Below are 26,333 nucleotides of genomic sequence, written 5' to 3' on the forward strand. Positions count from 1 at the left end.
ACCGCAGCCCGTCACCCCGCAGCCCGTGGCCCCGCAGCCCTCGCCCAGCCAGCCCGTCACCCCGCAGCCCGTAGTGCCGGCGGCCCCGGCCGTGCCGCCCGCCACTCCTGCTCCGGCCCGGCCGGCCGCGCCCGCGGTTCCAGCCCCGGGCGGGTCCGCTGCGGAAGCCGTACCGGCCGCCGGAATTCCCGCCGGGACGGCGGTCCCCACCGAAACCCCGGCAGCGGCGCCAACCCCGGCAGCGGCGCCAACCCCGGCAGCGGCGTCGAACGCTGCCACGGCCTCCCCGACAGCCACGGCAGGCCCCGCGACGGCGCCGGGCAAGCCCCGCTCCGGGAGCACCTCGATGGAGGCGACTTCGACCCGGGAACCCGCCGGACCCTCGCCGCTGCTCGGCCTGGGCATCGGTCTCGTGGCACTGTCCTGTGCCGCCGGCGTCGTGGTCCTGCGGCTGCGCCGGGTCTGACATCCCGACGGTCACCGACGGCCGCCCATGGCCGCCGAACCGGGCCGCGGAATCTCCAGCGATGTGAAATAAAGCACTTCTACGCGCCGTAGAAGTGCTTTATTTCGACTTCACTGAGGGGAAGGGGCAGACTGGTATCCATGAGCCACACTTCTGCCGAAACTGTCACTAAAACTGAATCAGCCAGCAAAGAATCAGCCGAGCAGTTCTTCACCCTCTGGACGGTTTTCAAGCGCTCCGCCGACGTCCTCCGCAGCGGCGATGCTGCCGAGGAATACGAGGCCCTCACCGCACGGCTGGCCGAAGCCGGCGTCGTCCATCGCGGCAGCTACGACGTTTCAGCAATGCGCGCGGATGCCGACATCATGGTCTGGCTGCACGGCCCCCAGCCGGAAGCCCTTCAGCGCGCGGTCCGCGACATCCGCCGCAGCAAGCTGTTCACCGGCACCGAGATCGTCTGGTCCGCCATGGGAGTGCACCGGGAGGCCGAGTTCGCCAAGAACCACACCCCCGCCTTCTCCCGCGGAGTGGAGCCGGCAGAGTGGCTCTGCGTCTACCCCTTCGTCCGCTCCTACGAGTGGTACCTGCTGCCCGACGCCGAACGCGGTGCGATGCTGCGCGACCACGGCATGCTGGGCCGGGACTTCCCCCAGGTCATCTCCAACACGGTGTCCTCCTTCGCCCTCGGCGACTGGGAATGGATCCTGGGCCTGGAAGCCCCCGAACTGGTGGACCTGGTGGACCTGATGCGCCACCTGCGCTCTACCGAGGCCCGCCACCACGTCCGCGAAGAGATCCCGTTCTACACCGGCCGCCGGGTCAGTGCCGCCGAGATTGCCGAGGTCCTGTCATGAGCCCGCTGGATCCGCAGAGTGATGCCGCCGCCGACACGACCATCAACGAGGTGACCGAAGCCGGCAGAATGGCACCGAAGGCCTACGACGCCGTGCTGCTCGCCTCCTTCGGCGGCCCTGAAGGCCAGGACGACGTCCTGCCCTTCCTGCGCAACGTCACCCGTGGCCGCGGCATCCCGGACGAGCGACTCGAAGAGGTCTCGCACCACTACCGCGCCAACGGCGGCATCAGCCCGATCAACCAGCAGAACCGCGAGCTCAAGGCCGGCCTCGAGGCTGAACTCGCCGCCCGCGGGATCGGACTGCCGGTCTTCTGGGGCAACCGCAACTGGGCCCCCTACATCCCGCAGACCCTCCAGGACATCTACGACGCCGGGCACCGCAAGGTTCTGATGGTCACCACCAGCGCCTACTCCTGCTACTCCAGTTGCCGCCAGTACCGCGAGGACATCGGCATCGCGCTGACCGAAAGCGGCCTCGACGGACGTCTCGAAGTCGACAAGGTCCGCCAGTACTTCGACCACCCCGGATTCGTCGAGCCGTTCGTGGAAGGCACCGCCGCCGGCCTCGCCGACGTCCGCGCCCAGCTGGCCGCAGCCGGCACGCCGGACGCGCCGGTCCACATCCTGTTCGCCACGCATTCCATCCCCACCCGCGACGCCGCAGCAGCGGGACGCTCCGACGCCGAACCGCGCCATTTCGAGGAAGGCTCCGCCTACGTCGCGCAGCACCTTGCCTCCGGCACCGAGGTCATCCGCCGCGTGGAGGCCGCGACCGGCGACACCGCCCCCTGGTCCCTCGTCTACCAGTCCCGCTCCGGTGCCCCGCACGTGCCGTGGCTGGAACCGGACATCAACGACGCCATCGAGGAACTCGCCGGCCAGGGCGTCAAGGGCATCGTGATCGTCCCGCTCGGCTTCGTCAGCGACCACATGGAAGTCGTCTGGGACCTCGACACCGAGGCCCTGGAAACCTGCGCCAAGCTGGACCTGGCCGCAACGCGGGTCCCCACGCCCGGGACGCACCGCAAGTTCGTGGGCGGGCTCGTGGACCTGATCTGCGAGCGGACCGCCGCCAACAACATCGCCGACCGCCCGCACCTGACCAAGCTCGGCCCGTGGTACGACGTCTGCCGTCCGGGCTGCTGCGCCAACTTCCGCGGGGAAAAGCCGACCGTCGCGGGAGCCGACACCACCACCGGCACCGGACACGACCCCTACCCGGCCGCCGCGGCCGCCGGCACACCCGCTCCGGCGGCGGATCAGGTGTCACTGTGAGCGTCCGGATCGGAACCCGCGCCAGCAAACTGGCCCTCACCCAGACGCAGCAGACCGCGGACCAGCTGGCCGCCGTCGGCGGTTTTCCCGTGGAGCTGGTACGCATCCGCACCGACGGCGACGTCCTCACCGGGTCGCTGTCCCAGATGGGCGGCACCGGCGTCTTCGTCGCGGCCCTGCGCGATGCCCTGCTGCAGGACCGCTGCGACGTCGCGGTCCACTCGCTCAAGGATCTCCCCACCGGGGCAGCCCTCGGGTTGACGCTCGCGGCGACGCCGAAACGCGCCGACGTCCGTGATGTGCTCTGCGCCCGTGACGGGCTCAAGCTTGCGGACCTGCCGACCGGCGCCAGCGTTGGCACCGGCTCGCCGCGACGCGCAGCCCAGCTGCGGGCCGCCCGCCCGGACCTGGACATCCGCGACATCCGCGGCAACGTGGAGACCCGGCTCGGCCGCGTCCCCGGACTGCCCGGCAACAGCACCGCCGCCGTCGTGGAGGGCAAAAGCTGCGATCTCGACGCCGTCGTGCTCGCCGCCGCCGGGCTGTCCCGGATCGGCCGGCTCGACGCCGTCAGCGAGTACCTCGAGACCGAGGTGATGCTGCCCGCCGCCGGACAGGGCTCCCTCGCGATCGAATGCCGTTCCGCTGACGCGCCGCGCAAGGCCGGGTCCACCAAGGGCTCGCAGGGTGTGCTCGCGCAGGCCCTCGCCGCCCTCGACGACCCCGACACGCGGCTCGCCGTCACCGCCGAACGGGCGCTCCTGGCCCGCCTCGAAGCCGGCTGTGCCGCGCCGGTGGGCGCCTACGCGTTCCGCAAGGGCAGCCTGCTCTACCTTGAGGCCGTGGTCTGCGCCGTCGACGGAACAGCGTCGGTCCGGGACAAAAAGGCCACCGACGGACTGACCGAGGTCGGGGCCACCCTGCTCGGGATCGAGCTCGCCGAAATCCTGCTGGCCCGCGGCGCTGCTGACATCGCGGACCTGGCCGCCTCCTGAACGGCGGAAACCATCAGCTCATGGGACGGCGCAGCGGCCGCAACGACACCGACGGGCAGGCCGTGATGAGGGTGCCCGAGGGCGCGCGGGTTCTCGTCGCGCGCAGCCCGGACCGTGCCGGGGACCTGGTCGCGGCGCTGCGGAAGGTGGGCGCCGATCCGCTCCTGCTGCCGCTGATCGATTTCGAACTCGCCCGCGACCAGCACTCCCTGGACGTCGCCTTCGACGCGCTCGGCGCCGGCGCCTACGCGTGGCTCGTGGTCAGCAGCGTGACCACGGTCCAGGCGCTTGAGGCCAAGGCCGCCGAGCGGGGAACGACCCTCAGCCGCTGGCTGCCGGGCAGGCTCCTCGTGGCCACGATCGGGCCCGCGACCCGCCGTTTCCTCGAATCCCGGGGGGTTGCGGTCGACCTGGCGCCCACGGGGCAGCAGTCCGGGGCCGGTCTCATCGATATCTGGCCCGAGCACCAGGGCAGCGTGCTCCTGCCGCAGGCCGACATCGCCGACCCCCGGCTGCGCCGCGGGCTGGAGGCCCGGGGCGCCTTTGTGCAGGCCGTGACCGCGTACCGCACCGTGGATTACCCGGCCGACCCGGGCCGGAGCCTCGCCGCATACCAGCCCGCCGCGCCGGCCGGGCACAATGCGGCCCCCGTGCTCACCCCGGAGCAGGCGAAAACCGAAATCGGCGCCGGCCGGCTCGCCGCCGTCGTCGCCGCTTCGCCCAGCGCGGCCCGGCGCATCCACGAGGACCTCGCCCCGCTGGGCAACTGCCGCTTCGTCGCGATCGGACGGTCCACCGCCGCCGAGGCTGAGTCGCTTGGCCTGATCGTCGCCGCCGTAGCCGAGGCACCCACCGCCTCCGGGCTGGTCGCCGCCGTCGTCCGGTCCCTGGCCGGCCGGCCGTCCCCACCACCTCAGCCAGCAGCAGAGCCCACCGCAAAGGACACCGTATGAGCTTCCCGACCCACCGCCCCCGCCGGCTCCGCACGACCCCGGCCATGCGCCGGCTGACGGCCGAACACCGCCTCGCGGCCTCGGAACTCATCCTGCCCGCGTTCATCCGTGAAGGCCTGTCCGAGCCGAACCCCATCGCCTCGATGCCCGGCGTGCAGCAGCACACCACGGACACCCTGAAGCGCGCCGCGAGTGAGGCCGTAGCCCTCGGCGTCGGCGGCATCATGCTCTTCGGAATCCCCGCCGTCCGCGATGCGGCCGGCACCGCCTCACTGGACCCCGACGGCGTGCTGAACAAGGCCATTCGCGACGTCCGCGCCGAGGTCGGGGACGAGCTGGTCATTATGAGCGACGTCTGCCTGGACGAATTCACCGACCACGGGCACTGCGGTGTGCTCGACGCCCACGGCTACGTGGACAACGACACCACACTCGAGATTTACGGCCGGATGGCCGTGGCCCAGGCGGAGGCCGGCGCCCACGTGCTCGGCCCGTCCGGGATGATGGACGGCCAGATCGGTGTGATCCGGCAGGCCCTGGAGGACGCCGGCCACACCAACACCGCGGTCGTCGCCTACGCCGCGAAATACGCCTCGGCGTTCTACGGGCCGTTCCGCGAGGCTGTTGATTCCCAGCTCAAGGGCGACCGCCGCACCTACCAGATGGACGCCGCGAACCGCCGCGAAGCGATCCTCGAAGTGGAGCTGGACCTCGCCGAGGGCGCCGACATGGTCATGGTGAAGCCCGCCATGAGCTACCTGGACATCCTCGCCGACGTCGCCGCCATGAGTTCCGTGCCGGTCGCCGCCTACCAGATCTCCGGTGAGTACTCGATGATCGAGGCCGCCGCCGCCAACGGCTGGATCGACCGCCGGGCCGCGATCACTGAATCGGTGCTGGGCATCAAACGTGCCGGGGCCAACATGGTCCTGACGTACTGGGCGAGCGAACTCGCCGGCTGGCTGAAGGAGTCCTGATGAGCGCAGCGACCGGCACGGCCTCCGGGTCCAACCCCACGGCACCCGTGGGCCCGGGGCGCATCCTCCTGGGCCTGAACACCTTCGGGGACGTCGGGGTCTTCCCCGACGGGCACCCGGTCCCGCATGCCCAGGTGCTGCGCCAGCTGCTGGAACAGGCCGAACTCGCGGACGAAGTGGGCCTCCATGCCTTCGGCGTGGGGGAGCACCACCGCCGCGACTTCGCCGTGTCCGCCCCCGAGGTGTTCCTCGCCGCGGCGGCTGCCCGGACCAAGAGGATCCGGCTCGGCTCGGCCGTCACGGTGCTGAGCTCCGATGACCCCATCCGCGTCTTCCAGCGCTTCTCGACCGTGGACGCCATCTCCAACGGCCGGGCCGAGGTCATGCTGGGCCGCGGCTCCTTCGTCGAGTCGTTCCCGCTCTTCGGCCTCGACCTGGCCGACTACGAGGTCCTGTTCGAGGAAAAGCTCGAACTCTTCGACAAGGCCCGGGCCCAGCAGCCCATCCACTGGGAGGGCCGCACCCGCCCGGCCATCAACGGACTGCGCGCCTACCCGCCGCTGGAACACCACCTGCTGCCCGCCTGGATCGGGGTCGGCGGGACGCCCGAATCGGTGCTGCGCTGCGCCGAATACGGCTACCCGATCATCTTCGCGATCATCGGCGGACAGCCGCGGTCCTTCGCCCCGCTGGCGAACCTCTACCGGGACGCGATGGCGAAATACGGCCACCCGATGCAGCAGATGGCCACGCATTCACCCGGCCACGTTGCCGAGACCGACGAGGAGGCGCGGGAGGAGTTCTTCCCGCACTGGCTCGGCCAGCGGAACCTGATCGGCGCCGAGCGGGGCTGGGGCCCGGCCAGCCGGGCCGAGTTCGACGCCATGTGCACCCCGGAGGGCGCCCTCTACGTCGGCTCCCCGGACACCGTGGCCGCGAAGATCGTGCTGCTCAAGAAGAACCTGGCCGTGGACCGCTTCGACCTCAAGTACAGCAACGGCACCCTGCCGCACAAGGCGATGATGCGCTCGATCGAGCTGTTCGGCACCGAGGTGGCCCCCCGGGTGGCCACCCGGCTGGCCGCGGCCTCCCCGCAAGAATGAACCGAAAGAATAGGAACCATGACTTCCAGCCATCCTCGCAACGAGGAACTCTTTGACCGCGCCCGCAAACTGATGCCGGGCGGCGTCAACTCGCCCGTCCGCGCGTTCGGCTCGGTCGGCGGGACGCCGCGTTTTATGGTCTCCGCCAAGGGCCCGTACCTGACCGATGCCGACGGCGCCGAATACGTCGACCTGGTCTGCTCCTGGGGCCCGGCACTACTGGGACATGCCCACCCGGCGGTCCTCGCCGCCGTGCACGCCGCGGTGGACCGTGGGCTCTCCTTCGGGGCTTCCACCCCGGACGAGGCCAACCTCGCGGCAATCGTCCAGGAACGCGTCCCTGCTGCCGAGCGCGTCCGAATGGTCTCCACCGGCACCGAGGCGACCATGACCGCCGTCCGGCTGGCCCGCGGCTTCACCGGCCGTGACCTCATCATCAAGTTTGCCGGCTGCTACCACGGTCACCTCGACGGGCTGCTCGCCGCGGCCGGCTCCGGACTCGCCACCCTGGCGCTGCCGGGCTCCGCCGGCGTCACGGCCGCCACCGCTGCCGAGACCCTAGTGCTGCCCTACAACGACCTCGCCGCCGTCGAGGCCGCCTTCGCCAAGCACGGCGCCAACATCGCCGCCATCATCACCGAGGCGGCCCCCGCCAACATGGGCGTTGTCACCCCGGGGGAGGGCTTCAACGCGGGACTCTCCCGCATCACCCGCGACCACGGTGCCCTGCTGATCCTCGACGAGGTCCTCACCGGTTTCCGCACCGGGTACTCCGGCTACTGGGGACTCACCGGCGGCGCGGCCGACGCTACCGAGCCGTGGACCCCGGACCTGCTTACCTTCGGCAAGGTCATCGGCGGCGGGCTGCCGACGGCGGCCCTCGCCGGCCGGGCCGAGGTCATGGACTACCTCGCGCCGCTGGGCCCGGTGTACCAGGCCGGCACGCTGTCCGGCAACCCGGTGGCGATGGCTGCCGGCGTCGCGACCCTGACGCACGCCACCCCCGAGGTCTACTCCTTCGTGGATGCCCGCTCGCTGGAGCTCTCCGGGGCACTGTCGGCGGCTCTGGAGGCGGCCGGGGTGGACCACTCGATCCAGCGGGCCGGGAACCTGTTCTCGGTGGCCTTCGGCACGTCCGCCCGGGGAGTGCACAACTACGACGACGCCCAGGGCCAGGAAGTGTTCCGCTACGCGCCGTTCTTCCACTCCATGCTGGACTCCGGGGTATACCTGCCGCCGTCGGTCTTCGAAGCCTGGTTCCTGTCCGCCGCGCACGACGACGCCGCGATGAACCGGATTTTCGACGCCCTGCCCGCCGCCGCCAAGGCCGCGGCCGCCGCGCGGGCCTGACCCCGAAGGCTGTACAGCCACGGCCGCCGGTTCCGGGGCGTGGTTAAGCACTGAAGGCACCCGCCGCGGCGGGTGCCTTCAGTGTTTTAGCTGCCGTTCAGCAGGCTAGAGGACGTCCGAAAGGAAGCCCTGGAGTCGTTCCGTCTGCGGGTTCGTGAAGAGCTGTTCCGGCGGACCGGATTCCACGACGACCCCGGCGTCCATAAAGGTGACGGTGTCCGAGACGTTGCGGCAGAAGCCCATCTCGTGCGTGACAACAACCATGGTCATGCCGCCCTGGGCGAGGTCGGCCATCAGTGCCAGCACGCCCTTGACGAGCTCCGGGTCGAGGGCCGAGGTGGCCTCGTCGAAGAACATCACTTCCGGCTTCATGGCCAGCGCCCGCGCGATTGCCACGCGCTGCTGCTGGCCGCCGGAGAGGTTGGCCGGACGGGCGTCCGCCTTGTGCTTGAGCCCGACGAGGTCGAGCTGCGCGAGGGCCTCGGCCCGTGCCTGCTCGGCCGGGAGTTTGCGCAGCTTGCGCAGCGCCAGGGAGACGTTGTCCGCGACGGTCTTGTGCGGGAACAGGTTGAACTGCTGGAACACCATGCCGATGCGCTGGCGCAGTTCATCCGGATTGTCCTTGAGCACCGACCGCCCGTCCAGCAGGATGTCGCCCTGGTCGGGTTCGATCAGGCGGTTCATCACCCGCAGAAGTGTGGATTTGCCGGAACCGGACGGGCCGATCACCGACGCGGTGGTGCCCGTCTCGACATGAAGGTCGATGCCGCGGAGAACATGGTTCGAGCCAAAGGACAGGTGCAGGTTCTTGCCGGTCAGCGAGCCGGCGGCGAAGTCGCTCATGGCTGTGCTCCCTTCCCGATCAGGGCCGCGGCGTCGTCCGGCTGGGGCTTCTCCGGCCGGCCTGTGCGCAGGCGTTTGTCGATGTAATTGACCAAGTGTGTGAGGGGGACTGTCAGCACGAGGTACATCGCGGCGGCAGCGATCAGCGGGGAAAGGTTTCCCGTGTTGGCCGCAGCGTCGTTGCCGATGCGGAAGATTTCCCGCTGGCTGGCGAGCAGTCCGAGCAGGTAGATCAGGGACGAGTCCTTGATCAGCGAGATGAACTGGTTCACCAGCGCCGGGAGCACGCGGCGGACGCCCTGCGGGATCACGACAAGTTGCATCGAGGAGTTGTAGCTGAACCCCAGCGCCCTGGACGCCTCGAGCTGGCCCTTTTCCACGCTCTGGATGCCTGAGCGGAAGATCTCACCGATGTAGGCCGACGCCATGAGCGTCAGCGCCAGGATGCCGAGCGGGAACGGGTTCGTGGAACCGGTTAGTTCCCGGATCAAGGGTCCAAGCCCGATCCCGATGAGCAGGATGATCACGATCGCGGGTACGCCGCGGAAAATATCCGTGTAGATCCTGGACAGCAACCGGAGCGCGGTGTTCCGTGACGTACCCATGATTGCCAGGATCATGCCCAGGATGCACCCGAGCACGCCCGAGGAAACCGCCAGGATCAGGGTGTTGGCCAGGCCGACCGTGAGCATGCTCGGTACGACAGCTGCCATCGCCTCCCAGTCAAAGAAGGTCTTTAGGAGTTGATCGAGTGCATCCATGGACTAGGACTTCGGGACGATGACAGCCTTGGAACCCGGGGACCACGTGGCCGGGGTTTCGCGGTCCGGGTACCATTCCTTGGTCAGCTTGGACCAGGTGCCATCGGCAATCACGGCGTCGAGACCCGAGTTAAGGGCATCAATGAGGGCCTTGTTGTCCGAGTTCACGGCGTACGCGGTGAAGTTCTGGGTGTTCACAATGGACTCGGCGATGACCGTGCCGTCGCCTTCCTTGACCTGGCCGGTGGCCTGCTGGGACGGAGCGACCCAGGCGTCCACCTGGCCGTTCTTCAGGTTGGCGTAGGCCGTGTTGTAGTCCTCAAAGCGGACCGGCTCGATCTGCAGCGTGTTGGTGACGTAGTCATCCTGAACCGTGCCCTGGACGACGGCGATGCGGGTGTCCTTGGTCAGGTCCTTGAAGCCCTTGACCTTGTCGTCCTCCTTGGCGACAACGGCCATGTAACCGAAGTCGTAGCCGTTGGTGAATCCGACGGTCTTGCGCCGGGCGTCCGTGGTGGAGATCGAGGAGGATCCGAGATCGAACTGCTTGTTCTGGACCTGGGAGAGCAGGGACGCGAAGCCGGTCGCCTTGAACTCGACCTCGAGGCCCAGCTTTGCCGCGATGGCGCGCAGCAGTTCGTTGTCGTAGCCGGTGAACTTGCCGGACTCGTCGATGTAAATGTTCGGCGGGGCGTCCGAGAGCGTTCCGACGGTGAGGGTTCCCTCGCTCAGCAGGCCGAGCTGGGACTTGTCGATCTGGTCCAGGGGAGTGACATCCGCGGTCGTGTACTTGTCCAGGGAGGTCTGGTCGCTGCCGGCGAGGGCATCGGTGGGCGTTCCGCTCGGGGCGGCCGCTCCGCCGCCGCACGCGGCGAGCGAGACGGCGACGGCGATCGCTACGGGAACGGTCGTCAGCCACTTCATGGCTTTGTTTTTCATCACGCAATCACTTTCGTCGGACGATAATTTGGGTATCCGGGGCCGCGCAACGCCCCCGGCTTCGGCGCCCGCGGCGCAGGCAGGGGCAGGCAAGCCTGCGGAATATAATTGTTTCACCCGACACGAAGGCTGGTTGAATCCGAATTAGTGCGCGGTGAGGGTTCCCTACGCCGAATCAACTTCATCTGGGAGGGCGATCGCCAGCGATCTGGACGCCGCAGAACGGGCGCGGCGGAATGATTGCCGGTGGCAGCCTTGGCCACCGGAAGGGCCCGGTTGTGTGAGTTGCGTCGCAAACGCTGGAATTGCGGGCCCAAGGCGCCTATTTAAGAGGGCGCCGTGCCCGAAGGTTTCGTTTTAAGAAGCCGCGGCGCCCTAGAAGTCCCCGCGGCTGGCGTCCTCGGGCGGCAGCACCGGCCAGTCGCCTTCAATCACGGCGGCGGGTTTCGTCTTGCGCAGGTAGCTCTGGAAATCGGAGGCCTGGGCCGTGGCCCACTCGATCTGCAGCTGGTGCAGGTGGCTGGCCGGCATCCGGAGCTTGGGGAACTTCCCGGCCATGGCGTCGAGCATGCGCAGGGTGGCCAGTGCGTCCGCAGCCGAGGTGTGGGCGTTGTCCAGGTTGACCCCGTACTCCTCGCAGAGGGCAGTGAGCGTGCGCTTGCCCTTGCGGTACCGGTCCACCTGCTTGTTCATGATGTACGGATCCAGCACCGGGAAGCGGCTCAGCTGCGGCACACCGTAACGTGCCGACTCGGCGGCGAGCACGGTGAAGTCGTAGCTGGCGTTGAAGGCGATGACCGGCACGCCGGTGTCGAACAGGTCCTGGAGCGCCGCGGCGACTTCGCGCGTCACGTCCGCGGCAGGACGGCCTTCGCTGCGGGCCCGCTCCGTCGTCACGCCATGGATGTCACTGGCCTCCGTGGGAATCTCGACCCCCGGATCGGCGAGCCATTCGTGCTCCTTGAGGATCCCGCCGTCGGCATCCACCACGGTGATGGACGCCGTGACGATCCGCGCGGAGCGGGAGTTCCGCCCGGTGGTTTCAAGGTCGAAGGCTGCGCGGGGGAGGGTGTTCCAAGTGCTCATGCGTCAACGCTACCTGCTGCCACCGACAGAAATGCGCCACCACCCCGCGCCCCGGTCCGGTGTCACCGCGCCCCCGCCCAGGGAGGCCCGAAGACCGACGGCGGAGCGCTCCGGCGGCCCGTTCCAGCGTCCCGGCCGCTAGGCTTGTGCCATGCGGATGGAGTATGTGGAGGCGGTGCTGGACGTGGTGGCACTGATCCCGCTGGGCGCCGCGGTGGCGTACGGTGACGTCGCCGAGCTCCTCGGCTCCGGGGGCGCCCGGCAGATCGGCTCCGTCATGAGCCACCACGGCAGTTCCGTGCCCTGGTGGCGGGTTCTGAAGGCCAGCGGGGACGCGCCCCCGGGGCACGAACGTGAGGCCCTCACCCTGTACATCCTGGAAGGAACCCCGCTGCTGGGAAATTATGCGGAGTACCTCCGCACCGGTGAGGGCCGCTGGCGTGTGGACCTGATGGCCGCCCGCTGGGCACCGAGCGACGGTGAGTTTGACCGGATCGACGCCGTGGCCGAGCGGCTGGAACGGTCCTTGCGCAAACTGTCGGCCCCTGATGATGAAATGACTGTGTGAGCATCCCCAGCAAGAGCCCCCAGCCCCTCCAGCCCACACCAACACACCCCGCATCACCGCAGCCCGCCACCAGCGGGTCCGCCAAGGGCGGGCAGCGTCCCGCCAGGCCGGGCGCCTCCGGCTCCGCACTCCGCCTGCTGCCACCTCGCACGCTGCACAACGCGGCACCCGTGCTGACCGCGGACCAGCACGCCGCCGTCAGCGTCCCGCACGGCTCCGGCCCCGTCCTCATCCCCGGAGCGCCGGGGACCGGCAAATCGACCGTGCTCGTCGAAGCCGCCGTCCGGCGTGCGCTGCGGGACGGCATCGATCCTGAACGGATGCTCATCCTCGCCCCCGGACGCCTTGCCGCCGACACGCTCCGGGACCGCTTCACCGCGCGACTGGACCGCAGTTTGAGCACGACGCCGGCCCGCACCTGGGCGTCGTACGCCTTCGACCTGATCCGCCGCGCCAGGGCCGAAGGGATCCTGCCGCTGCCGCGCCCGCCGAAGCTCCTGTCCGGCCCGGAACAGGACCTGATCATCAAGGAGCTCCTCGAAGGCCACGCGCAGCCCGGACTCGAACTGCCCTGGCCGGAGGACCTGGGCGCTGCCCTGCAGACCCGCGGGTTCCGGCAGGAGGTCCGCCAGCTCTTTGACCGGATCATCGAATCCGGGCGGACCGCCGAGGACCTTGTGGTCCTCGCCCGGCGCTGCCACCGGCCGGACTGGGTGGCCGCGGCCGCGCTGTACGCGGAATACCGCGACGTGCTGGACCTGCGCATGCCCGAATCTTTCGACCCGGCCGGCATCATCACCGCCGCCCGGCAAATCTTCCAGGACGAACCGGACTTCCTCGCCGCCGAACGCGACCGGCTCCAGCTGGTGCTGGTGGACGACATGCAGGAAGCCAACCCTGCCGTGTTCGAACTGCTCGCGGATATCGCCGCGGGCAAGGACGCCCTCATCACCTCATCGCCGGACACCGTGGTCCAGGGGTTCCGCGGCGCCCGCCCGGACCTTGTGGCCGAGCTTCCCCGGCTGCTCGCCCCGGCCGGCGGGACCGTCCTCGAACGGCCGCTCTGGACCGCGCACCGCCATACCCCGGCGGTGGCGGACGCCTGGCTGTCCGTCGCCGGACGGATCTCCAGCCGCGCCGGCGGGCAGTCTGCGCGTCGGCTCGAACCGCCGCGGGAGCCGGGTGCCGCCGGCGGCACCGTCGAGGCGCACCTGCTGCCGTCGCCGGTGCACGAACTGCGCTACGTGGCGCAACGGATCCTGGAGGCCCAGCTCAACGACGGCCGCGAACTCGGTGACATCGCCGTGATCGTGCGCAACGGCGGCCAGCTCAGCCAGCTGCAACGCTACCTCGCAGGCCAGGGCATCCCGGTCCGGATCCCGGTGGCCGAATCCGCCGTCCGCGACGAGGTCGCCGTCCGGCCGCTGCTGGATTCCTACGCGGTGGCACTGGACCCGGCCGTGCTGACCCCGGAGGCGGCCGTGGCGCTGCTGACCTCACGGATCGGCGGATCCACGGCGATCGAGCTGCGGCGCCTGCGCCAGTCCCTGCGCCGGGAAGAACTCCTGGGCGGCGGCGGCCGCACCAGCGACGTACTCCTCGTGGAGGCACTGCTGGAACCGGGCGCGCTGGCGACCCTGGGCATCGAGGGGCACTCCGCGCGCCGGATCGCCCGGATGATCCAGGCCGGCCGGGACGCTGCCCAGGCTCCCGGCGGCAACGCCGAAACGGTGCTGTGGGCGCTCTGGAACTCCACCGGCCTCGCCGGGCGCTGGACCGAGGCGGCGCTGGCCGGCGGATCGGCCGGTGCCCGGGCGGACCGGGACCTCGATGCCATGATGGCCTTGTTCCACACCGCCGAGCGCTTTGTGGACCAGCTCCCCGGGTCCGGACCGGAGCAGTTCCTCGAGTACCTGCTCAGCCAGGAGCTCCCGATGGACACCCTTGCCGCGCGGGCACAGCTGGAGGACGCGGTGGAACTGATGACCCCGGCCAGCGCGGCCGGCCGGGAATGGCCCGTGGTGATCGTCCCCGGCCTGCAGGAGGGCGTGTGGCCCAACACCAGGCTCCGCGGCGAACTGCTCGGCAGCACACTGTTCGCGGACGCCGTCGAGCACGGCGTGGAATACGCCCTGCAGCTCGATCCGCTCAGCCGGCTGCGCGAAATCCGCTACGACGAGCTGCGCAGCTTCTCCACCGCGGTGTCGCGGGCGCAGCAGATGCTGATCTGCACCGCCGTGTCCTCGGAGGACGAACAGCCGTCCTCGTTCCTGGATTACGTGGCGCCGCTGGACCCGGACCAGGACCGGCGCGGCTTCACCCCGGTGGAGCGCCCGCTCACCCTGCGCGCCCTTGTGGCCGAATTGCGCCAGTACGCCCAGCTCGACGCCGGGACCCCGGAAGCCCGGCAGGCCAGCGCCGTTCTCGGCGCCCTTGCCGCCGCCGAGCCGCCCGTGCCCGGCGCGCACCCCGCGAGCTGGTGGGGCCTCGCGGCGCTGTCCACGGACGAGCCCGTCGTTCCGCCCGGCGGGACCGTCTACGTTTCGCCGTCGAAGGTGGAGACCGTGCAGAAATCGCCGCTGGACTGGTTTGTCCAGGCCGCGGGCGGGGAGGCCGCCACCGACTTTGCGCGCAGCCTGGGCACCCTCGTCCACACCATCGCGCAGGACCTGCCGGATGCCTCCGGCAGTGAATATGTGGCCGAACTTGTCCGCCGCTGGCCGGCGCTGGGGATGAAGGACAACTGGGAGGGAAAGCTGGACTTCCAGCGCGCCGAAACCATGGTCCGGAAGCTTGCCCAGTACGTGCTGGTGATGCGCAGCGAAGGCCGGTCCCTGGTCGGCGTCGAGCTGGACTTCGAAGTCAAACTCCCGGACGTTCTGTCCCCGGCCGGAAGCACCGGCGCGGACGCCGGCGCTGACACTGATAGCGACTCCTGGCCGGCCCGGCCGGCCGTGCTGCGCGGCCAGGTCGACCGGCTGGAGATCGACGCGGAGGGCAGGCTCGTCGTCGTGGACCTCAAAACCGGCAAGCGGCAGCCGGGGAAGGCCGACCTCGAGCGGCATCCGCAGCTGGGCGCCTACCAGGCCGCGGTGCTGGCCGGAGGCTTCGCCGGCTCCGACGACGGCCCGCCCCCGTTGCCCGGCGGGGCCGTCCTGGCCCAGCTCGGCACCACCACCAAGAGCCCGGGCATCCAGGCCCAGGCTCCCCTGGACCCGGCGGAGAACTGGGCCCTGGGCATGGTCGGCGACGCTGCCCGGGTCATGTCCGGGAGCACCTTCGAGGCCCGCCACGATCCGTCCAAGAGCGGCCACGGCGGTCACGGCTGCCGCCTTCCCGAAGTCTGCCCGCTGTGCCTGCGGGGAAAGCAGGTCACCGAATGAGCCCCGAGACACCCGTGGCCCGCGCCGCGCCCGACGCTTTTCCCGTCGCTCTCCCCACCGCCCTTCCCACACCGAAGTTCACCCCCGAGGAGCTCTCGGCCCTGCTGGGCGAGAAGAACAGCCCCACCGCCGAGCAGTCGCACATCATTTCCTCGCCGCTCGCACCCCGGCTCGTCATCGCCGGGGCCGGCTCGGGCAAGACCGCCACCATGGCCGACCGCGTGGTGTGGCTCGTCGCGAACGGCTGGGTCCGGCCGGAGGAAGTGCTCGGTGTGACCTTCACCCGGAAGGCCGCCGGGGAGCTGGCCACGCGCATCCGCGCGAAGCTGGCCGCGCTGCAGCGCATCGCCGCGTCCGACACGCAGAACCGGGTGTTCCCCGCCGGGCTGCTCAGCACGGACGCGCTCGAACCCAAGGTCTCCACGTACCACTCGTATGCCAGCGGAATCGTGTCCGACTACGGACTCCGGCTCGGCGTCGAGCGTGACGTGGTGCTGCTCGGCGGCGCCCAGTCCTTCCAGCTCGCCAGCGAGGTCGTGGAAGCTTTCGACGGCGAGTACGAGCACTTCCGTTCCGCAAAATCCACCCTGGTCAAGGCGGTCATCCAGCTCGCCGGGGAGTGCGCTGAGCATCTCCAGGACCCGGCCGGGGTCCGCGGCTGGCTGCTGGACCGGGTGGCGGAGTTCGAGGCGCTGCCCTTCCTCGCGACCGCCAAAAAGAACCCCAGCCAGGCCGTGGGCGAGCTCAGCGGGCTGCTGCGCACCCGGGCCAGCGTCGCGGAGATGGTGGGACGCTACACGGACGCCAAGCGCGCCCGCGGCGCCCTCGATTTCGGCGACCTGGTGGCCCTCGCGGCCCGCGTCGCCAGCGAGATCCCGGTCGCCGCGGAAACCGAACGCCAGCGCTACAAGGTGGTGCTGCTGGACGAGTTCCAGGACACCTCACACGCCCAGCTCGTGCTCTTTTCCCGGCTGTTCGGCGACGGCCACGCAGTCACCGCGGTGGGGGACCCCAACCAGTCCATCTACGGCTTCCGTGGCGCCTCCGCCGGCCAGCTCTTCCACTTCGTCCGCGAATTCCCGGTGCTGCTCCGGTCCGACGACGGCGCCGCCGGCGGCAACACTGCCGAAACTGCCGGCACTGCCGGCGCCGGTAACACTGCCGGCACTGCCGGCGCCGGCAACACTGCCGAAACTTCCGCCACGGCCGTCCCGGCGGGACCTGCGCGCTTTGCCGTCGCCCCGACGTCGTACCTCACCACGGCGTGGCGCAACGGCCGGAACATCCTCTCCGCCGCCAACGTCATTTCGGCGCCGCTCAGCAAAGCCGCCGCCCAGACCGGCCCGGCCGGCGAACGGGACACCGCGGGGGGTGTCGAGGTCCCGCCGCTGCAGCCCAGCCCGGCCGCGGTCCAGGGCCGCGTGGTGATGGGCCGTTTTGGCACCGATGAGGACGAGGCCGCGGCCATCGCGGGCGACGTGCTGAAGTTCCGCGTGACCGACTTCGACGGGTCGGCAGCGGAGCCCGAGCCTCCGGCCATGGCCGTGCTGTGCCGCCGGCGCGCCCAGATGGAATGCATCCGCCGGGAATTCGAGGTGCGCGGGATCCCGTACGAGATCGTCGGCCTCGGCGGTCTCCTGGACACCCCCGAGATCATCGACCTCGTCGCGACCCTCCGGGTGCTGGCCGATCCCGGCCGGTCCGATGCGCTGATGCGCCTGCTCGCCGGCGCCCGCTGGCGGATCGGACCCGCGGACCTGATGGCCCTGCGGGACTGGTCCAGTTTCCTCGCCCGGCGCCGCGGCCGCCCCGGTGCCACGGACGACGACGCCGACGACGGTGCGGACGCGGCAGTGATCGAGGGCGACCTCACCGACGCCGCCAGCCTGGTCGAAGCCCTCGACTGGCTGCCGCGCGAAGGCTGGACCTCCGCGCACGGCCGCCAGCTCAGCGCCGAGGCGCTGGTGCGGCTCCAGCGGCTCTCGGCGGAACTCCGGCAACTGCGCGGTTACATGGGCGATGACCTCACCACCCTGCTCGGCGAGGTGGAGCGGGCCATGCTGCTGGACATCGAGGTGTCCGCGAGACCCGGGATCAGCATTCATCAGGCCCGCCGCAACCTGGATGCGTTCCAGGACGCCGCCGCCGGGTTCCTGCACACCTCGCACCGGGTCGACGTGCTGGCGTTCCTGGCCTGGCTGGAGGCCGCGGCCGCGGAGGAGAACGGCCTGGACGCCGCCGCGCCGGAAGTGAACCACGAAGCGGTGCAGCTGCTGACCGTGCACGCCTCCAAGGGCCTGGAATGGGATGTGGTGTTCGTGCCCGGGCTCAACGCCGGGGCCTTCCCCAGTAGCCGGGACTCACGCTGGAGCAGCGGCAGCGCCGCGCTGCCGTGGCCGCTGCGCGGGGACCGCGCGGACCTGCCGCAATGGGACCTCGAACACCCGGACCAAAAAGGCTGGCTCGACGCCGAGAAGGAGTTCAAGTCCGCCGTGCAGGTGCACGGCGAGGCCGAGGAACGGCGGCTGGCCTACGTGGCCTACACCCGGGCGAAACACGTGCTCTGGGTATCCAGCGCCGCCTGGGTGGGCTCGCGGTCAGGGATGGCGGACATGTCGCCCTTCCTGACCGAACTCGAGGTGCTGGTCGCCGACGGCGCCGCCGCGATCCACCCGCAGTCCGTCAGCGAGGAATCACTGCCGGAGGAGAGTCCATTGACCTCGGAACTGGAGGTCGCCGGCTGGCCGTACGACCCGCTCGAGGGGCCCATCGACCCGCGCACCGGGTCCCGGCTGCGCCTGGTTCCCGGCCGGCGGGCGGCCATGCAGTCCGCGGCGGCCCGGGTGTTGGCGTCCCTGGACACCGGCGTGCTGCAGGATGTCGTGTCCGGGCCGGGCGCGCCCGGCCCGGACAAGCGCCGGCCGTTGCGCGGACCCGCCGGCGGCTGGGCATCCGAGGCCGCGACCTTGCTGGAGCGCCGGTCCCGCCGGACCGCGGTCCACGACGTGCACCTGCCGGGCCACATCTCCGCGTCCACCCTGGTGGATCTGGAGGAGGACGCCGGCTCGGTCGTCGCCCGGCTCCGCCGCCCGGTCCCGCGGGAACCCGGGATGTCGGCCCGTAAGGGCACCGCGTTCCATGCCTGGGTGGAGGAGTACTTCGGCACCGCCGGCATGCTGGACCTCGGCGAGGCTGCCGGCTCCGACGACCACATCGACGCAGCGTACGGCCTGGACAGCATGGTGGAGACGTTCCGCCAGTCCGAGTGGGCCAACCGCGCCCCGGCCCACGTTGAGGTGCCGGTGGAGACCCGGATCGGTGACGTCGTGGTCCGCGGCCGGATCGACGCCGTCTTCCGCGATGCCGACGGCGGCTGGGACCTGGTGGACTGGAAGACCGGCCGCCGGCCGTCCGCCGCGCAGCTGAAGACCAAAGCGGTCCAGCTCGCCGTGTACCGGCTGGCCTGGGCAAGGCTCAAGGACGTCCCGCTGGATCAGGTCAGGGCGGCGTTCTACTACGTGGCGGACAACCAGGTGGTCCGGCCGCACGATCTGGGCTCGGCGGAACGGCTCGAACGGATCGTGGCCTCGGCCCTGGGGACCGGCTAGCGAGACTTAGCCTCGACCACCGTGAGAGCGGTCGTCGAGGTGTCCTCTGCCGGGTTCGCCGGGGCCTCCGGCGGCTCCACGGTGTCGGTCCGGGCCTGCGCCTGTTCCTGGGCCGGGGCAGCGGCCTGGACGACGGCGATCGACTGCGTTGAGGTGTCTTCCGCGGAGGACTCTGCGGCGGCCGGCCCGTCGTCGGGAATCGCAGTGACGGAGACGCCACCGGACACCTTGCTGGGCGCCGGCCCGGAGGCCCCGTCGGGAGTGTTGTCCCCAACCGCGCCGGCATCCCCGGCCGCGCTGTCAGTCCCAGCCGCGCCGTCGTCTCCGCCGGCGGCGACGGGGATGGGCGTGACGTGCACGGCAGGCATCGCGGTGCTGGAGGGAACGGCGGGGAGGCCGGAGACCGAGTCGGGCGCCAGCAGGGTCACCGTGCTGACCGCCGGCACCGGTGCGCTGCCGGCGGCTGAGGTCTGCGGGGCCGGGTCGGAAGCAGCGGCGGGCTGGGGGAGCGGTTCCACGCTGATCGGCTGCCCGCCGTGTTCCGCGACGTCCTCGGCGAGTGCGGCGAGCATGGACTCGGCCTCATCGATCATGTCCTGGTCCCCTGCGGCGATGCCCTTGACGAGGTACTGCGCCAGGGCGAATTCGGCGGAGAGCGCGGCACGCCGCAGCAGATGGGCGTCCGGCACGTCGCGCCGGGATGACGTGTAGTGCGCCAGTACGGCGTCGACGAAGTCCTGGTCGTTGGACGCGACCAGCCAGGCCATGTCGTCGGCCGGATCCCCGATCCTCAGATCGGTCCATCCCGTCACCGCCGTCACGCGGTCGCCGTCGACCAGCAGGTTGTCCTCGTGCAGGTCCCCGTGGACCACGCACGGGTTGAAACGCCAGAGGGAGACGTCCTCGAGGGCGTGTTCCCAGCGGCGAAGCAGCAACGGCGGAATCTTGCCGGTGGTGGCGGCCTGGTCCAGTTCGTTGAGGCGGCGCTGACGGAACTCGTTGGGGGTGTAGGTCGGCAGATCGGCGTTGCTGACCAGCGAGTGGGGCAAATCGTGGATGGCGGCGAGGGCTGCGCCAATTTCGCGGGCAACTGCGGGGGATGCGGCACCGAGTTCCTCGACCGACCGGGTCGAGCCTGCCAGGTGCGAGTAAACGAACGTGGTCAGCGGGCCCTGCCGCACGGTGCCGGCAACGGTGGGCATCAGGAAGGGAAGTTCGGCCCGGATGCCCGGGAGGAAGGCGCGCAGCACCAGGAATTCCGTTTCCAGCCTGGCGCTGGCCTCCGCGTGGCGCGGCGAGCGGACGCGCCAGCGCTTGCCTTCGGAGTCCAGTAGGAGTGCCGAGTCGAAGTCCGCCGGATCGTCGGGCGCAGAGCTGACGGCGGTCGGGGTCAGTCCGGGGACTGCCGCGGTTGCCACAGCTGCCAGTTCGATTGGTTTTCTTCTCACGCTTCCACGGTAGATTGAGCGGCGCCCAAGACGGCGATGCACCACGGCGAGTCTGAAAGATCGGGAATAAATTGCACACCCGGGCTCCATTTCTGCGCGGTGCCCCGCCGCCACTGCAGGGTACGTGCGGATGCCCACATACGCCCGGGAGAAATGTCATTTGTCGGCGGGAGTCAGTACGGTGGGTACATGAGTCTCGCGGAGTCACCGGCGTCCAATCACCAAGCCCAGGCGGGCACGTCAGCCTCCCCGCACACCGGCCCGGCCGCCAACCATCTCCTGGACACTGTCCTTCCCGTGCGCCCGGCGCTGGTTGACCGGGGTTCCGCCGCGCGGCTCAAGCCCGGGATGCTTGAGAAGCTCCTGACCTCCGGCGCCGCACGGGCCATGGTGCTGTCCGGCCGGCAGGCCCTCATCAACGGCAGCAGCCTGGTGCTGCTGGACGCGACCGAACTCGCCCGGCACCTGCAGGACACGGCCTACGCGCCGGAACAGCTGATCTACCTGGGCTCCGCCCTGCCCGGCTCGGATCTGGCGGCGGGAACCGAGCTGGTCCTCTTCCTCCTGCCGCAGCAGTTCGAGGTCCAGGCCGAGGAATTCGAAGCCCACATTGCCGGCATCCCCGAGGGTGCGCAGTGGGCGGGGTTCCGCGATGTCGCGGCCAGCCTGAACCCCATGGACACGGCGATTTTCATCGAGGCCAGCGCCATCGCCAACTGGCACGCCACACACACCCACTGCCCGCGCTGCGGCACCGCCACCGCGCCGGAAGCCGGAGGCTGGGTCCGCCGTTGCCCCGCGGACGGCTCCGAGCACTACCCGCGCACCGATCCGGCCATCATCGTCACGGTGGTGGGCCCGGACGGCAGGCTGCTGCTCGGCGGCGGCGGCCCCCTTGATGCCCGGAACTACTCCACCCTCGCCGGGTTCGTCGAACCGGGTGAGTCGCTGGAACAGGCAGTGGTCCGGGAGATCGGCGAGGAAGTAGGCGTCCGGGTCACGGCCTGCCAGTACCTCGGTTCCCAGCCGTGGCCCTTCCCGGCCTCCCTGATGCTCGGCTTCACAGCCGCGACCGCGGACACCGTAGCCACGCCCGACGGCGTCGAGGTCACGCGGGCGCGCTGGTTCAGCCGGAGCGAACTGCAGGCGGCGGTATCCAGCGGCGAGATCGTCATCTCCAGCAGGCTTTCCATCGCCCGGGCCCTGATCGAGCACTGGTACGGCGGGGTCATCCAGGACCGCGCGGACAACCCGTGAGGCGGTCGTGACAACACGCAGCGGCCACCCCGCGCCGCGGATCGACCACCGCGGCGCATCCGTCGCACACCCCCGAACGGCTGAGCAGCAGAAGTGAACACCGACATGATCCAGTCCAGCGCCTTCCCGTCCGGCCCGTCCGACCCGTCCGGCCCGTCCGACGACGTGGCGCCGGGCAACCGCTCCCTTGAAGAGCGAATTCTCGGCGGCCTTGACGCCGAACAGCGCGAAGTTGCCAGCACCCTGCAGGGACCCATGTGCGTGCTCGCCGGCGCCGGCACCGGCAAGACCCGCGCCATCACGCACCGGATCGCCTACGGCGTGCACTCCGGCGTGTACAACCCGCAGCGCCTCCTGGCCGTCACCTTCACGTCGCGGGCAGCGGCCGAAATGCGCAGCCGCCTCCGCGACCTCGGCGTCGGAAACGTCCAGGCCCGCACCTTCCACGCCGCCGCCCTGCGCCAGCTCCAGTTCTTCTGGCCCCAGGCGGTCGGCGGCGTCCTGCCCAACCTGCTGGATCACAAGGCCCAGATGATCGCCGAGGCGGCCCGGCGGCTGCGCCTCAGCACCGACCGGGCCTCGATCCGCGATCTGGCCTCCGAAATCGAGTGGGCCAAGGTGTCGATGCTGACCCCGGCCAACTACCTGGAAAAAGCCCAGGGCCGCGGCGCCCCGGGCGGCTTTGACCTGACCGCCGTCGCCCGCGTCTTCCAGTCCTATGAGGACGTCAAGACGGACCGGAACGTGATCGACTTCGAGGACGTGCTGCTGATCACCGTGGGCATCCTGCAGGAGGACCCGAAGGTCGCCGCCACCGTCCGCGAGCAGTACCGCCACTTTGTCGTCGACGAATACCAGGACGTCTCGCCGCTGCAGCAGCGGCTGCTGGAACTGTGGCTCGGCGGGCGCGACGAGCTCTGCGTCGTCGGCGACGCCAGCCAGACCATCTACTCCTTTACGGGCGCCTCGCCGAAGCACCTGCTCGGCTTCAAGGCCCAGTACCCCGAGGCCACCGTCGTCAAGCTGATCCGCGACTACCGCTCTACCCCGCAGGTGGTGAGGCTGGCCAACGAACTGCTGGGCGGCCGCCGCAGCGGCGGTCCCGTTGCCGACGCCGCCTGGGCGACGCCGCTGCAGCTCCTGGCGCAGCGCCCGGCCGGTCCGGTGCCGCAGTTCACCGAATGCTCCGACGACGAGGCCGAGGCCGCCACCGTGGCGGTCAAGGTCCGCGAGCTCCTCGACGCCGGCACGCCGGCCAGCCAGGTCGCCGTGCTGTTCCGCACCAACGGCCAGTCCGAGGCCTACGAGCAGGCCCTGGCCTCGGCGGGGATCGGCTACCAGCTGCGCGGCGGGGAACGGTTCTTTGCCCGCAAGGAAGTCCGGGACGCCATCCTGCAGCTGCGCGCCGCCACCCGGGCCGTCGCCGAAACCGCCAGCCCCGAGCCGCTGGGCCAGCTGGTCCGCGACATTGTCGCCTCGCTGGGCTATACGGACGCCGCCCCGCACAGCGGCGGCGCGCTCCGGGAACGCTGGGAATCCCTCGCAGCGCTCGTCGCGCTGGCCGACGAACTCGTGATCAGCCGCGGCGCGCAGTTCACCCTCGCGGACTTCGTCAACGAACTCCAGGAACGCTCCCTGGCCCAGCACGCCCCCACCGTCCAGGGCGTCACCCTGGCCTCGCTGCACGCCGCCAAGGGCCTGGAGTGGGACGCCGTGTTCCTCGTCGGGCTCAGCGAGGGGCTGATGCCGATCTCCTTCGCCGACAGCCCCGAGTCCGTGGACGAGGAACGCCGCCTGCTCTACGTGGGGATCACGCGGGCCAGGGAACACCTGTTCCTGTCCTGGTCCACCGCACGGACCCCGGGCGGGCGCGCCAACCGGAAGCCCTCGCGCTTCCTGGACGGGCTGCGCCCCGACTCCGTGGCCAGCTCTTCGGTCCGCGGCAAGGGGGCGGCGCCGCGCCGCAAAGCGGCGGTGCCGGCGACCTGCCGGGTCTGCGGGACCATGCTCTCGTCCGGGGCCGAACGCAAGGTGGGCCGCTGCAACCAGTGCCCGCCCAGCTACGAGGAGCAGACCTTCGACGCGCTCCGGCAGTGGCGCAAGGACATCGCGCTCGAAGCCGACGTCCCTGCCTTCGTGGTCTTCACCGATGCCACATTGACCGCCATTGCCGAAGCCCGGCCCGAATCCCTGGAACAGCTCGCCAAACTTCCCGGGGTGGGCCCGTCCAAACTGGAGAAGTACGGGGAAGCAGTGCTGGCAGTGCTGGTCGAAAGCACCACTCTCTGATGGCCGGCAGCCGCCGCACGGTTCCGGCAGCCATGCCGCTGACCACTGCCGACGGCGCCCCGGTGGAAGTCCGGCGATCCGCCCGGCGCCGCCGCACCGTGGCGGCGTTCTGGGAGAACGGCACCGCCGTCGTCGCCATTCCCGCCTCCTTCAGCCGCGCCCAGGAACTCGACTGGGTGCACCGGATGCTCGAGAAGCTGCGCCTCCAGGGGGAGCGGGGGACCCGGGGTGCCGGCCGGCGGCGTCCGCGCAGCGACGCCGCCCTCGCGGCGCACGCCGCCGAGTTGTCCGCGAAGTACTTCGGCGGCCGGGCCGTCCCGTCCTCCGTGCGCTGGGTGGGCAACCAGAACTCCCGCTGGGGGTCCGCGACGCCGTCGGAGGGGACCATCCGGCTGTCGGACAAGCTGCAGCCCATGCCGCAGTGGGTCATCGACTACGTGCTGCTGCATGAACTGGCGCACCTGCTGGTGGCCGGCCACGACGCCGCGTTCTGGCGGCTGCTCGAGGCCTACCCGGACACGGCCCGCGCCAAAGCGTTCCTTGAGGGCGTCTCCTTCGCCACCTCCCGCGGCCTCACGCCGGCCGACGACGATGACGGCCAGCGGATCGGTTAGGACTTGGGGTTCTCGCCGTTGCCGGGGACGTCGTCAGTCCCGGTCCCGCCGCTGTCTTCCGTGGTTTCGCCCGTGTCTTCCCCGGCTGCCGGGGTTTCCTCCTGCTCGTCGAAGCCGCCGCTGAGCAGCTTCTGCAGGGCATCGTCGACCTCGGAGTCGCTGGCCTCGGCCAGCTTCCGGCGTTCGCTGAACCCTTTCGGGTCCTCCAGGTCTTCGGCGGTGGGCAGCAGATCCGGGTGCTGCCAGATCGCGTCGCGGCCGTCGATGCCGCGTTCGTCCTTCAGCATGGCCCAGAGGGCGGCGGCCTCCCGGAGCCGGCGCGGCCGCAGTTCCAGTCCCACCAGGGAGGAGAACGCGTGTTCGGCCGGTCCTCCGGTGGCGCGGCGGCGCCGCACCGTCTCACGCAGCGCCGCGGCCGAGGGCAGCAGCTTCTCGGTGGCAGCCCAGCTCAGCTCGTCCACCCAGCCCTCCACGAGAGCGAGGGCGGTCTCCAGCTTCTCCAGCGCCTGATCCTGCGCGGGAGTGCGCTGCGGCATGAAGACACCCTGTGACAGGGCCTCCTGGATGCCTTCCGGGTTGCCCGGATCGAGTTCGCGGGCCAGTTCCTCGATCTTCGAGGTGTCGATGTGGATGCCGCGGGCGTAGGCCTCGATGGCGCCGAGGAGGTGCCCCCGCAGCCAGGGGACCTGCACGAACAGCCGGGCGTGGGCTGCTTCGCGGACGGCCAGGAACAGCCGGATGTCGTTCTCCGGCAAGCTGAGGCCTTCGCCGAACTTCGCCACGTTGGAGGGCAGCAGCGCCATTTCGAGGTCCGCGAGCGGGACGCCGATGTCCGTGGAGCTGACCACCTCGGCCGACAGGGCGCCGATGGCCTGGCCCAGCTGCATGCCGAAGATCGCCCCGCCCATGTTCTGCAGCATTGAGGACGCGCCGCCCATCATCGACTTCATTTCCTCCGGCATCTGCTCGGTCATGGCCGTGGACAGCGCATTCGCGATGCTGTTGGCAACTGGCTCGGTCAGGCGCTTCCAGGTGCCGAGTGTTTCCTCGACCCACTCGGCCCGTGACCAGGCGCGGCCGATCAGGCCCGTGGCCGGCAGGCCGGTAACCTGGTCAAGCCACAGTTCGGCGAGCCGCAGGGCTTCATCGACGTCGCGGGACTGCTGCGCCGTGACGGAGGGGTCCGACCCGCTGGCGGCCACGCGCCGGGCGTTCTCGTGCGCGAGCTGCCAGTTCACGGGACCTTCCGAGGGGGCGCTCATCATGGCCTGAACCTGGGAGAACATCTGGGCGAGGAGGTTCGGGTCGTCCGGGAGGCCGGCTGCCTTCGCCAGTTCCGCAGGGTCGATGTTCCCCATGCCCTGGCCACCCATCAGGTTCTTCAGCATTTCTGCCAGCGGATCCTTGGGTTCCTCGTCGCCATTGGACGGATTAAGTGGGTTGGAGGTCATGATCCCGCCGATCGTCGGTGTGGCTGCTTCTCACGTTCACGGTACCGCGCAGCCAGCGGGCTGTCTGCTGAAACCCCGCCACGTTCGCTGTAGGCAAAGAGCCCAGCCGGC

General features: G+C 70.4%; 19 protein-coding genes and 1 pseudogene. 14 read left to right on the forward strand and 6 right to left on the reverse strand.

From position 1 onward, the window contains the following. From ACZYZ5_RS19770 to hemL, 8 genes and pseudogenes are all read left to right on the forward strand, one after another. Positions 1 to 466 (forward strand): annotated as a pseudogene (locus tag ACZYZ5_RS19770) (hypothetical protein); the annotation flags it as partial. Between the two features lie 140 nt (positions 467 to 606). Further along, on the forward strand, positions 607 to 1,320 hold the full coding sequence (gene hemQ / locus ACZYZ5_RS19775) for a hydrogen peroxide-dependent heme synthase (RefSeq protein ID WP_463904022.1): 714 nt from the start codon (positions 607 to 609) through the stop codon (positions 1,318 to 1,320). After that, positions 1,317 to 2,597 carry a ferrochelatase gene (locus ACZYZ5_RS19780; protein ID WP_463904023.1) on the forward strand — a complete coding sequence of 427 codons (1,281 nt, stop codon included), beginning with the start codon at positions 1,317 to 1,319 and terminating at the stop codon, positions 2,595 to 2,597. Before hemQ ends, ACZYZ5_RS19780 begins: the two co-directional genes overlap by 4 nt. Next, positions 2,594 to 3,592 (forward strand): hydroxymethylbilane synthase, encoded by a 999-nt coding sequence (gene hemC, locus ACZYZ5_RS19785; protein WP_463904024.1) that lies wholly within the window; start codon positions 2,594 to 2,596, stop codon positions 3,590 to 3,592. The genes ACZYZ5_RS19780 and hemC overlap by 4 nt, the downstream gene beginning before the upstream one ends. Positions 3,593 to 3,612: 20 nt before the next feature. Beyond that, positions 3,613 to 4,545 carry a uroporphyrinogen-III synthase gene (locus tag ACZYZ5_RS19790; RefSeq protein WP_463904026.1) on the forward strand — a complete coding sequence of 311 codons (933 nt, stop codon included), beginning with the start codon at positions 3,613 to 3,615 and terminating at the stop codon, positions 4,543 to 4,545. Further along, on the forward strand, positions 4,542 to 5,522 hold the full coding sequence (gene hemB, locus ACZYZ5_RS19795; RefSeq protein ID WP_463904027.1) for a porphobilinogen synthase: 981 nt from the start codon (positions 4,542 to 4,544) through the stop codon (positions 5,520 to 5,522). The genes ACZYZ5_RS19790 and hemB overlap by 4 nt, the downstream gene beginning before the upstream one ends. Next, a complete protein-coding gene (locus tag ACZYZ5_RS19800; protein ID WP_463904029.1) occupies positions 5,522 to 6,625 on the forward strand; it encodes an LLM class flavin-dependent oxidoreductase in 1,104 nt (367 codons plus the stop codon). Before hemB ends, ACZYZ5_RS19800 begins: the two co-directional genes overlap by 1 nt. Before the next feature lie 18 nt (positions 6,626 to 6,643). Next, positions 6,644 to 7,975, forward strand: a complete 1,332-nt coding sequence (hemL, locus tag ACZYZ5_RS19805; RefSeq protein ID WP_463904030.1) for a glutamate-1-semialdehyde 2,1-aminomutase — start codon at positions 6,644 to 6,646, stop codon at positions 7,973 to 7,975. A gap of 105 nt (positions 7,976 to 8,080) precedes the next feature. Here the strand turns inward: hemL and ACZYZ5_RS19810 are convergent, their stop codons facing one another. The 4 genes from ACZYZ5_RS19810 to ACZYZ5_RS19825 form a co-directional block, all read right to left on the reverse strand. Next, positions 8,081 to 8,818, reverse strand: coding sequence for an amino acid ABC transporter ATP-binding protein (locus ACZYZ5_RS19810; protein WP_463904031.1), 738 nt, complete (start codon positions 8,816 to 8,818; stop codon positions 8,081 to 8,083). Then, positions 8,815 to 9,579 carry an amino acid ABC transporter permease gene (locus ACZYZ5_RS19815; RefSeq protein WP_463904033.1) on the reverse strand — a complete coding sequence of 255 codons (765 nt, stop codon included), beginning with the start codon at positions 9,577 to 9,579 and terminating at the stop codon, positions 8,815 to 8,817. Before ACZYZ5_RS19815 ends, ACZYZ5_RS19810 begins: the two co-directional genes overlap by 4 nt. 3 nt (positions 9,580 to 9,582) lie before the next feature. Beyond that, positions 9,583 to 10,518, reverse strand: a complete 936-nt coding sequence (locus ACZYZ5_RS19820) for a substrate-binding periplasmic protein (RefSeq protein ID WP_463904058.1) — start codon at positions 10,516 to 10,518, stop codon at positions 9,583 to 9,585. A gap of 375 nt (positions 10,519 to 10,893) precedes the next feature. Continuing rightward, positions 10,894 to 11,604 (reverse strand): 3'-5' exonuclease, encoded by a 711-nt coding sequence (locus ACZYZ5_RS19825; protein ID WP_463904034.1) that lies wholly within the window; start codon positions 11,602 to 11,604, stop codon positions 10,894 to 10,896. Positions 11,605 to 11,755: 151 nt separating this feature from the next. Here ACZYZ5_RS19825 and ACZYZ5_RS19830 point away from each other — a divergent pair, with 151 nt between their 5' ends. The 3 genes from ACZYZ5_RS19830 to ACZYZ5_RS19840 all read left to right on the forward strand — a co-directional run bounded on the left by ACZYZ5_RS19830 (position 11,756) and on the right by ACZYZ5_RS19840 (position 19,163). Further along, positions 11,756 to 12,172, forward strand: coding sequence for an MGMT family protein (locus tag ACZYZ5_RS19830; protein WP_463904035.1), 417 nt, complete (start codon positions 11,756 to 11,758; stop codon positions 12,170 to 12,172). Between the two features lie 134 nt (positions 12,173 to 12,306). After that, the gene (locus tag ACZYZ5_RS19835) at positions 12,307 to 15,555 is read left to right on the forward strand and encodes an ATP-dependent helicase (RefSeq protein WP_463904059.1); all 3,249 of its coding nucleotides are present in this window, start codon (positions 12,307 to 12,309) and stop codon (positions 15,553 to 15,555) included. Continuing rightward, the gene (locus ACZYZ5_RS19840) at positions 15,552 to 19,163 is read left to right on the forward strand and encodes an ATP-dependent helicase (protein ID WP_463904037.1); all 3,612 of its coding nucleotides are present in this window, start codon (positions 15,552 to 15,554) and stop codon (positions 19,161 to 19,163) included. Before ACZYZ5_RS19835 ends, ACZYZ5_RS19840 begins: the two co-directional genes overlap by 4 nt. Here the strand turns inward: ACZYZ5_RS19840 and ACZYZ5_RS19845 are convergent. After that, the gene (locus ACZYZ5_RS19845) at positions 19,160 to 20,611 is read right to left on the reverse strand and encodes a macrolide 2'-phosphotransferase (protein ID WP_463904038.1); all 1,452 of its coding nucleotides are present in this window, start codon (positions 20,609 to 20,611) and stop codon (positions 19,160 to 19,162) included. The two genes, ACZYZ5_RS19840 and ACZYZ5_RS19845, sit on opposite strands and share 4 nt — an antisense overlap. A gap of 189 nt (positions 20,612 to 20,800) precedes the next feature. Between ACZYZ5_RS19845 and nudC the strand changes: the two genes are divergently transcribed. The 3 genes from nudC (at position 20,801) to ACZYZ5_RS19860 (ending at position 24,771) form a co-directional block, all read left to right on the forward strand. Further along, positions 20,801 to 21,868: an NAD(+) diphosphatase gene (gene nudC / locus ACZYZ5_RS19850; protein WP_463904039.1), complete on the forward strand. Its 1,068-nt coding sequence runs from the start codon at positions 20,801 to 20,803 to the stop codon at positions 21,866 to 21,868. Between the two features lie 93 nt (positions 21,869 to 21,961). After that, complete coding sequence (locus tag ACZYZ5_RS19855) at positions 21,962 to 24,157, forward strand: ATP-dependent DNA helicase UvrD2 (RefSeq protein WP_463904041.1); 2,196 nt, start codon at positions 21,962 to 21,964, stop codon at positions 24,155 to 24,157. Then, complete coding sequence (locus tag ACZYZ5_RS19860; protein WP_463904042.1) at positions 24,157 to 24,771, forward strand: M48 metallopeptidase family protein; 615 nt, start codon at positions 24,157 to 24,159, stop codon at positions 24,769 to 24,771. The genes ACZYZ5_RS19855 and ACZYZ5_RS19860 overlap by 1 nt, the downstream gene beginning before the upstream one ends. Here ACZYZ5_RS19860 and ACZYZ5_RS19865 read toward each other — a convergent pair. Next, on the reverse strand, positions 24,768 to 26,222 hold the full coding sequence (locus tag ACZYZ5_RS19865; protein ID WP_463904043.1) for a zinc-dependent metalloprotease: 1,455 nt from the start codon (positions 26,220 to 26,222) through the stop codon (positions 24,768 to 24,770). The two genes, ACZYZ5_RS19860 and ACZYZ5_RS19865, sit on opposite strands and share 4 nt — an antisense overlap. Between the last annotated feature and the right edge of the window lie 111 nt (positions 26,223 to 26,333).

The organism is Pseudarthrobacter ribosi, assembly GCF_055412865.1.

What these genes read in the sequence shown, in the direction of transcription:
- hemQ (WP_463904022.1), top strand. Translation starts at nt 607, where the DNA reads ATGAGCCACACTTCTGCCGAAACTGTCACTAAAACTGAATCAGCCAGC.
- ACZYZ5_RS19780 (WP_463904023.1), top strand. Translation starts at nt 1,317, where the DNA reads ATGAGCCCGCTGGATCCGCAGAGTGATGCCGCCGCCGACACGACCATC.
- ACZYZ5_RS19790 (WP_463904026.1), top strand. Translation starts at nt 3,613, where the DNA reads ATGGGACGGCGCAGCGGCCGCAACGACACCGACGGGCAGGCCGTGATG.
- hemB (WP_463904027.1), top strand. Translation starts at nt 4,542, where the DNA reads ATGAGCTTCCCGACCCACCGCCCCCGCCGGCTCCGCACGACCCCGGCC.
- ACZYZ5_RS19800 (WP_463904029.1), top strand. Translation starts at nt 5,522, where the DNA reads ATGAGCGCAGCGACCGGCACGGCCTCCGGGTCCAACCCCACGGCACCC.
- hemL (WP_463904030.1), top strand. Translation starts at nt 6,644, where the DNA reads ATGACTTCCAGCCATCCTCGCAACGAGGAACTCTTTGACCGCGCCCGC.
- ACZYZ5_RS19810 (WP_463904031.1), bottom strand. Translation starts at nt 8,818, where the DNA reads ATGAGCGACTTCGCCGCCGGCTCGCTGACCGGCAAGAACCTGCACCTG.
- ACZYZ5_RS19815 (WP_463904033.1), bottom strand. Translation starts at nt 9,579, where the DNA reads ATGGATGCACTCGATCAACTCCTAAAGACCTTCTTTGACTGGGAGGCG.
- ACZYZ5_RS19820 (WP_463904058.1), bottom strand. Translation starts at nt 10,518, where the DNA reads ATGAAAAACAAAGCCATGAAGTGGCTGACGACCGTTCCCGTAGCGATC.
- ACZYZ5_RS19825 (WP_463904034.1), bottom strand. Translation starts at nt 11,604, where the DNA reads ATGAGCACTTGGAACACCCTCCCCCGCGCAGCCTTCGACCTTGAAACC.
- ACZYZ5_RS19830 (WP_463904035.1), top strand. Translation starts at nt 11,756, where the DNA reads ATGCGGATGGAGTATGTGGAGGCGGTGCTGGACGTGGTGGCACTGATC.
- ACZYZ5_RS19840 (WP_463904037.1), top strand. Translation starts at nt 15,552, where the DNA reads ATGAGCCCCGAGACACCCGTGGCCCGCGCCGCGCCCGACGCTTTTCCC.
- nudC (WP_463904039.1), top strand. Translation starts at nt 20,801, where the DNA reads ATGAGTCTCGCGGAGTCACCGGCGTCCAATCACCAAGCCCAGGCGGGC.
- ACZYZ5_RS19860 (WP_463904042.1), top strand. Translation starts at nt 24,157, where the DNA reads ATGGCCGGCAGCCGCCGCACGGTTCCGGCAGCCATGCCGCTGACCACT.
- ACZYZ5_RS19865 (WP_463904043.1), bottom strand. Translation starts at nt 26,222, where the DNA reads ATGACCTCCAACCCACTTAATCCGTCCAATGGCGACGAGGAACCCAAG.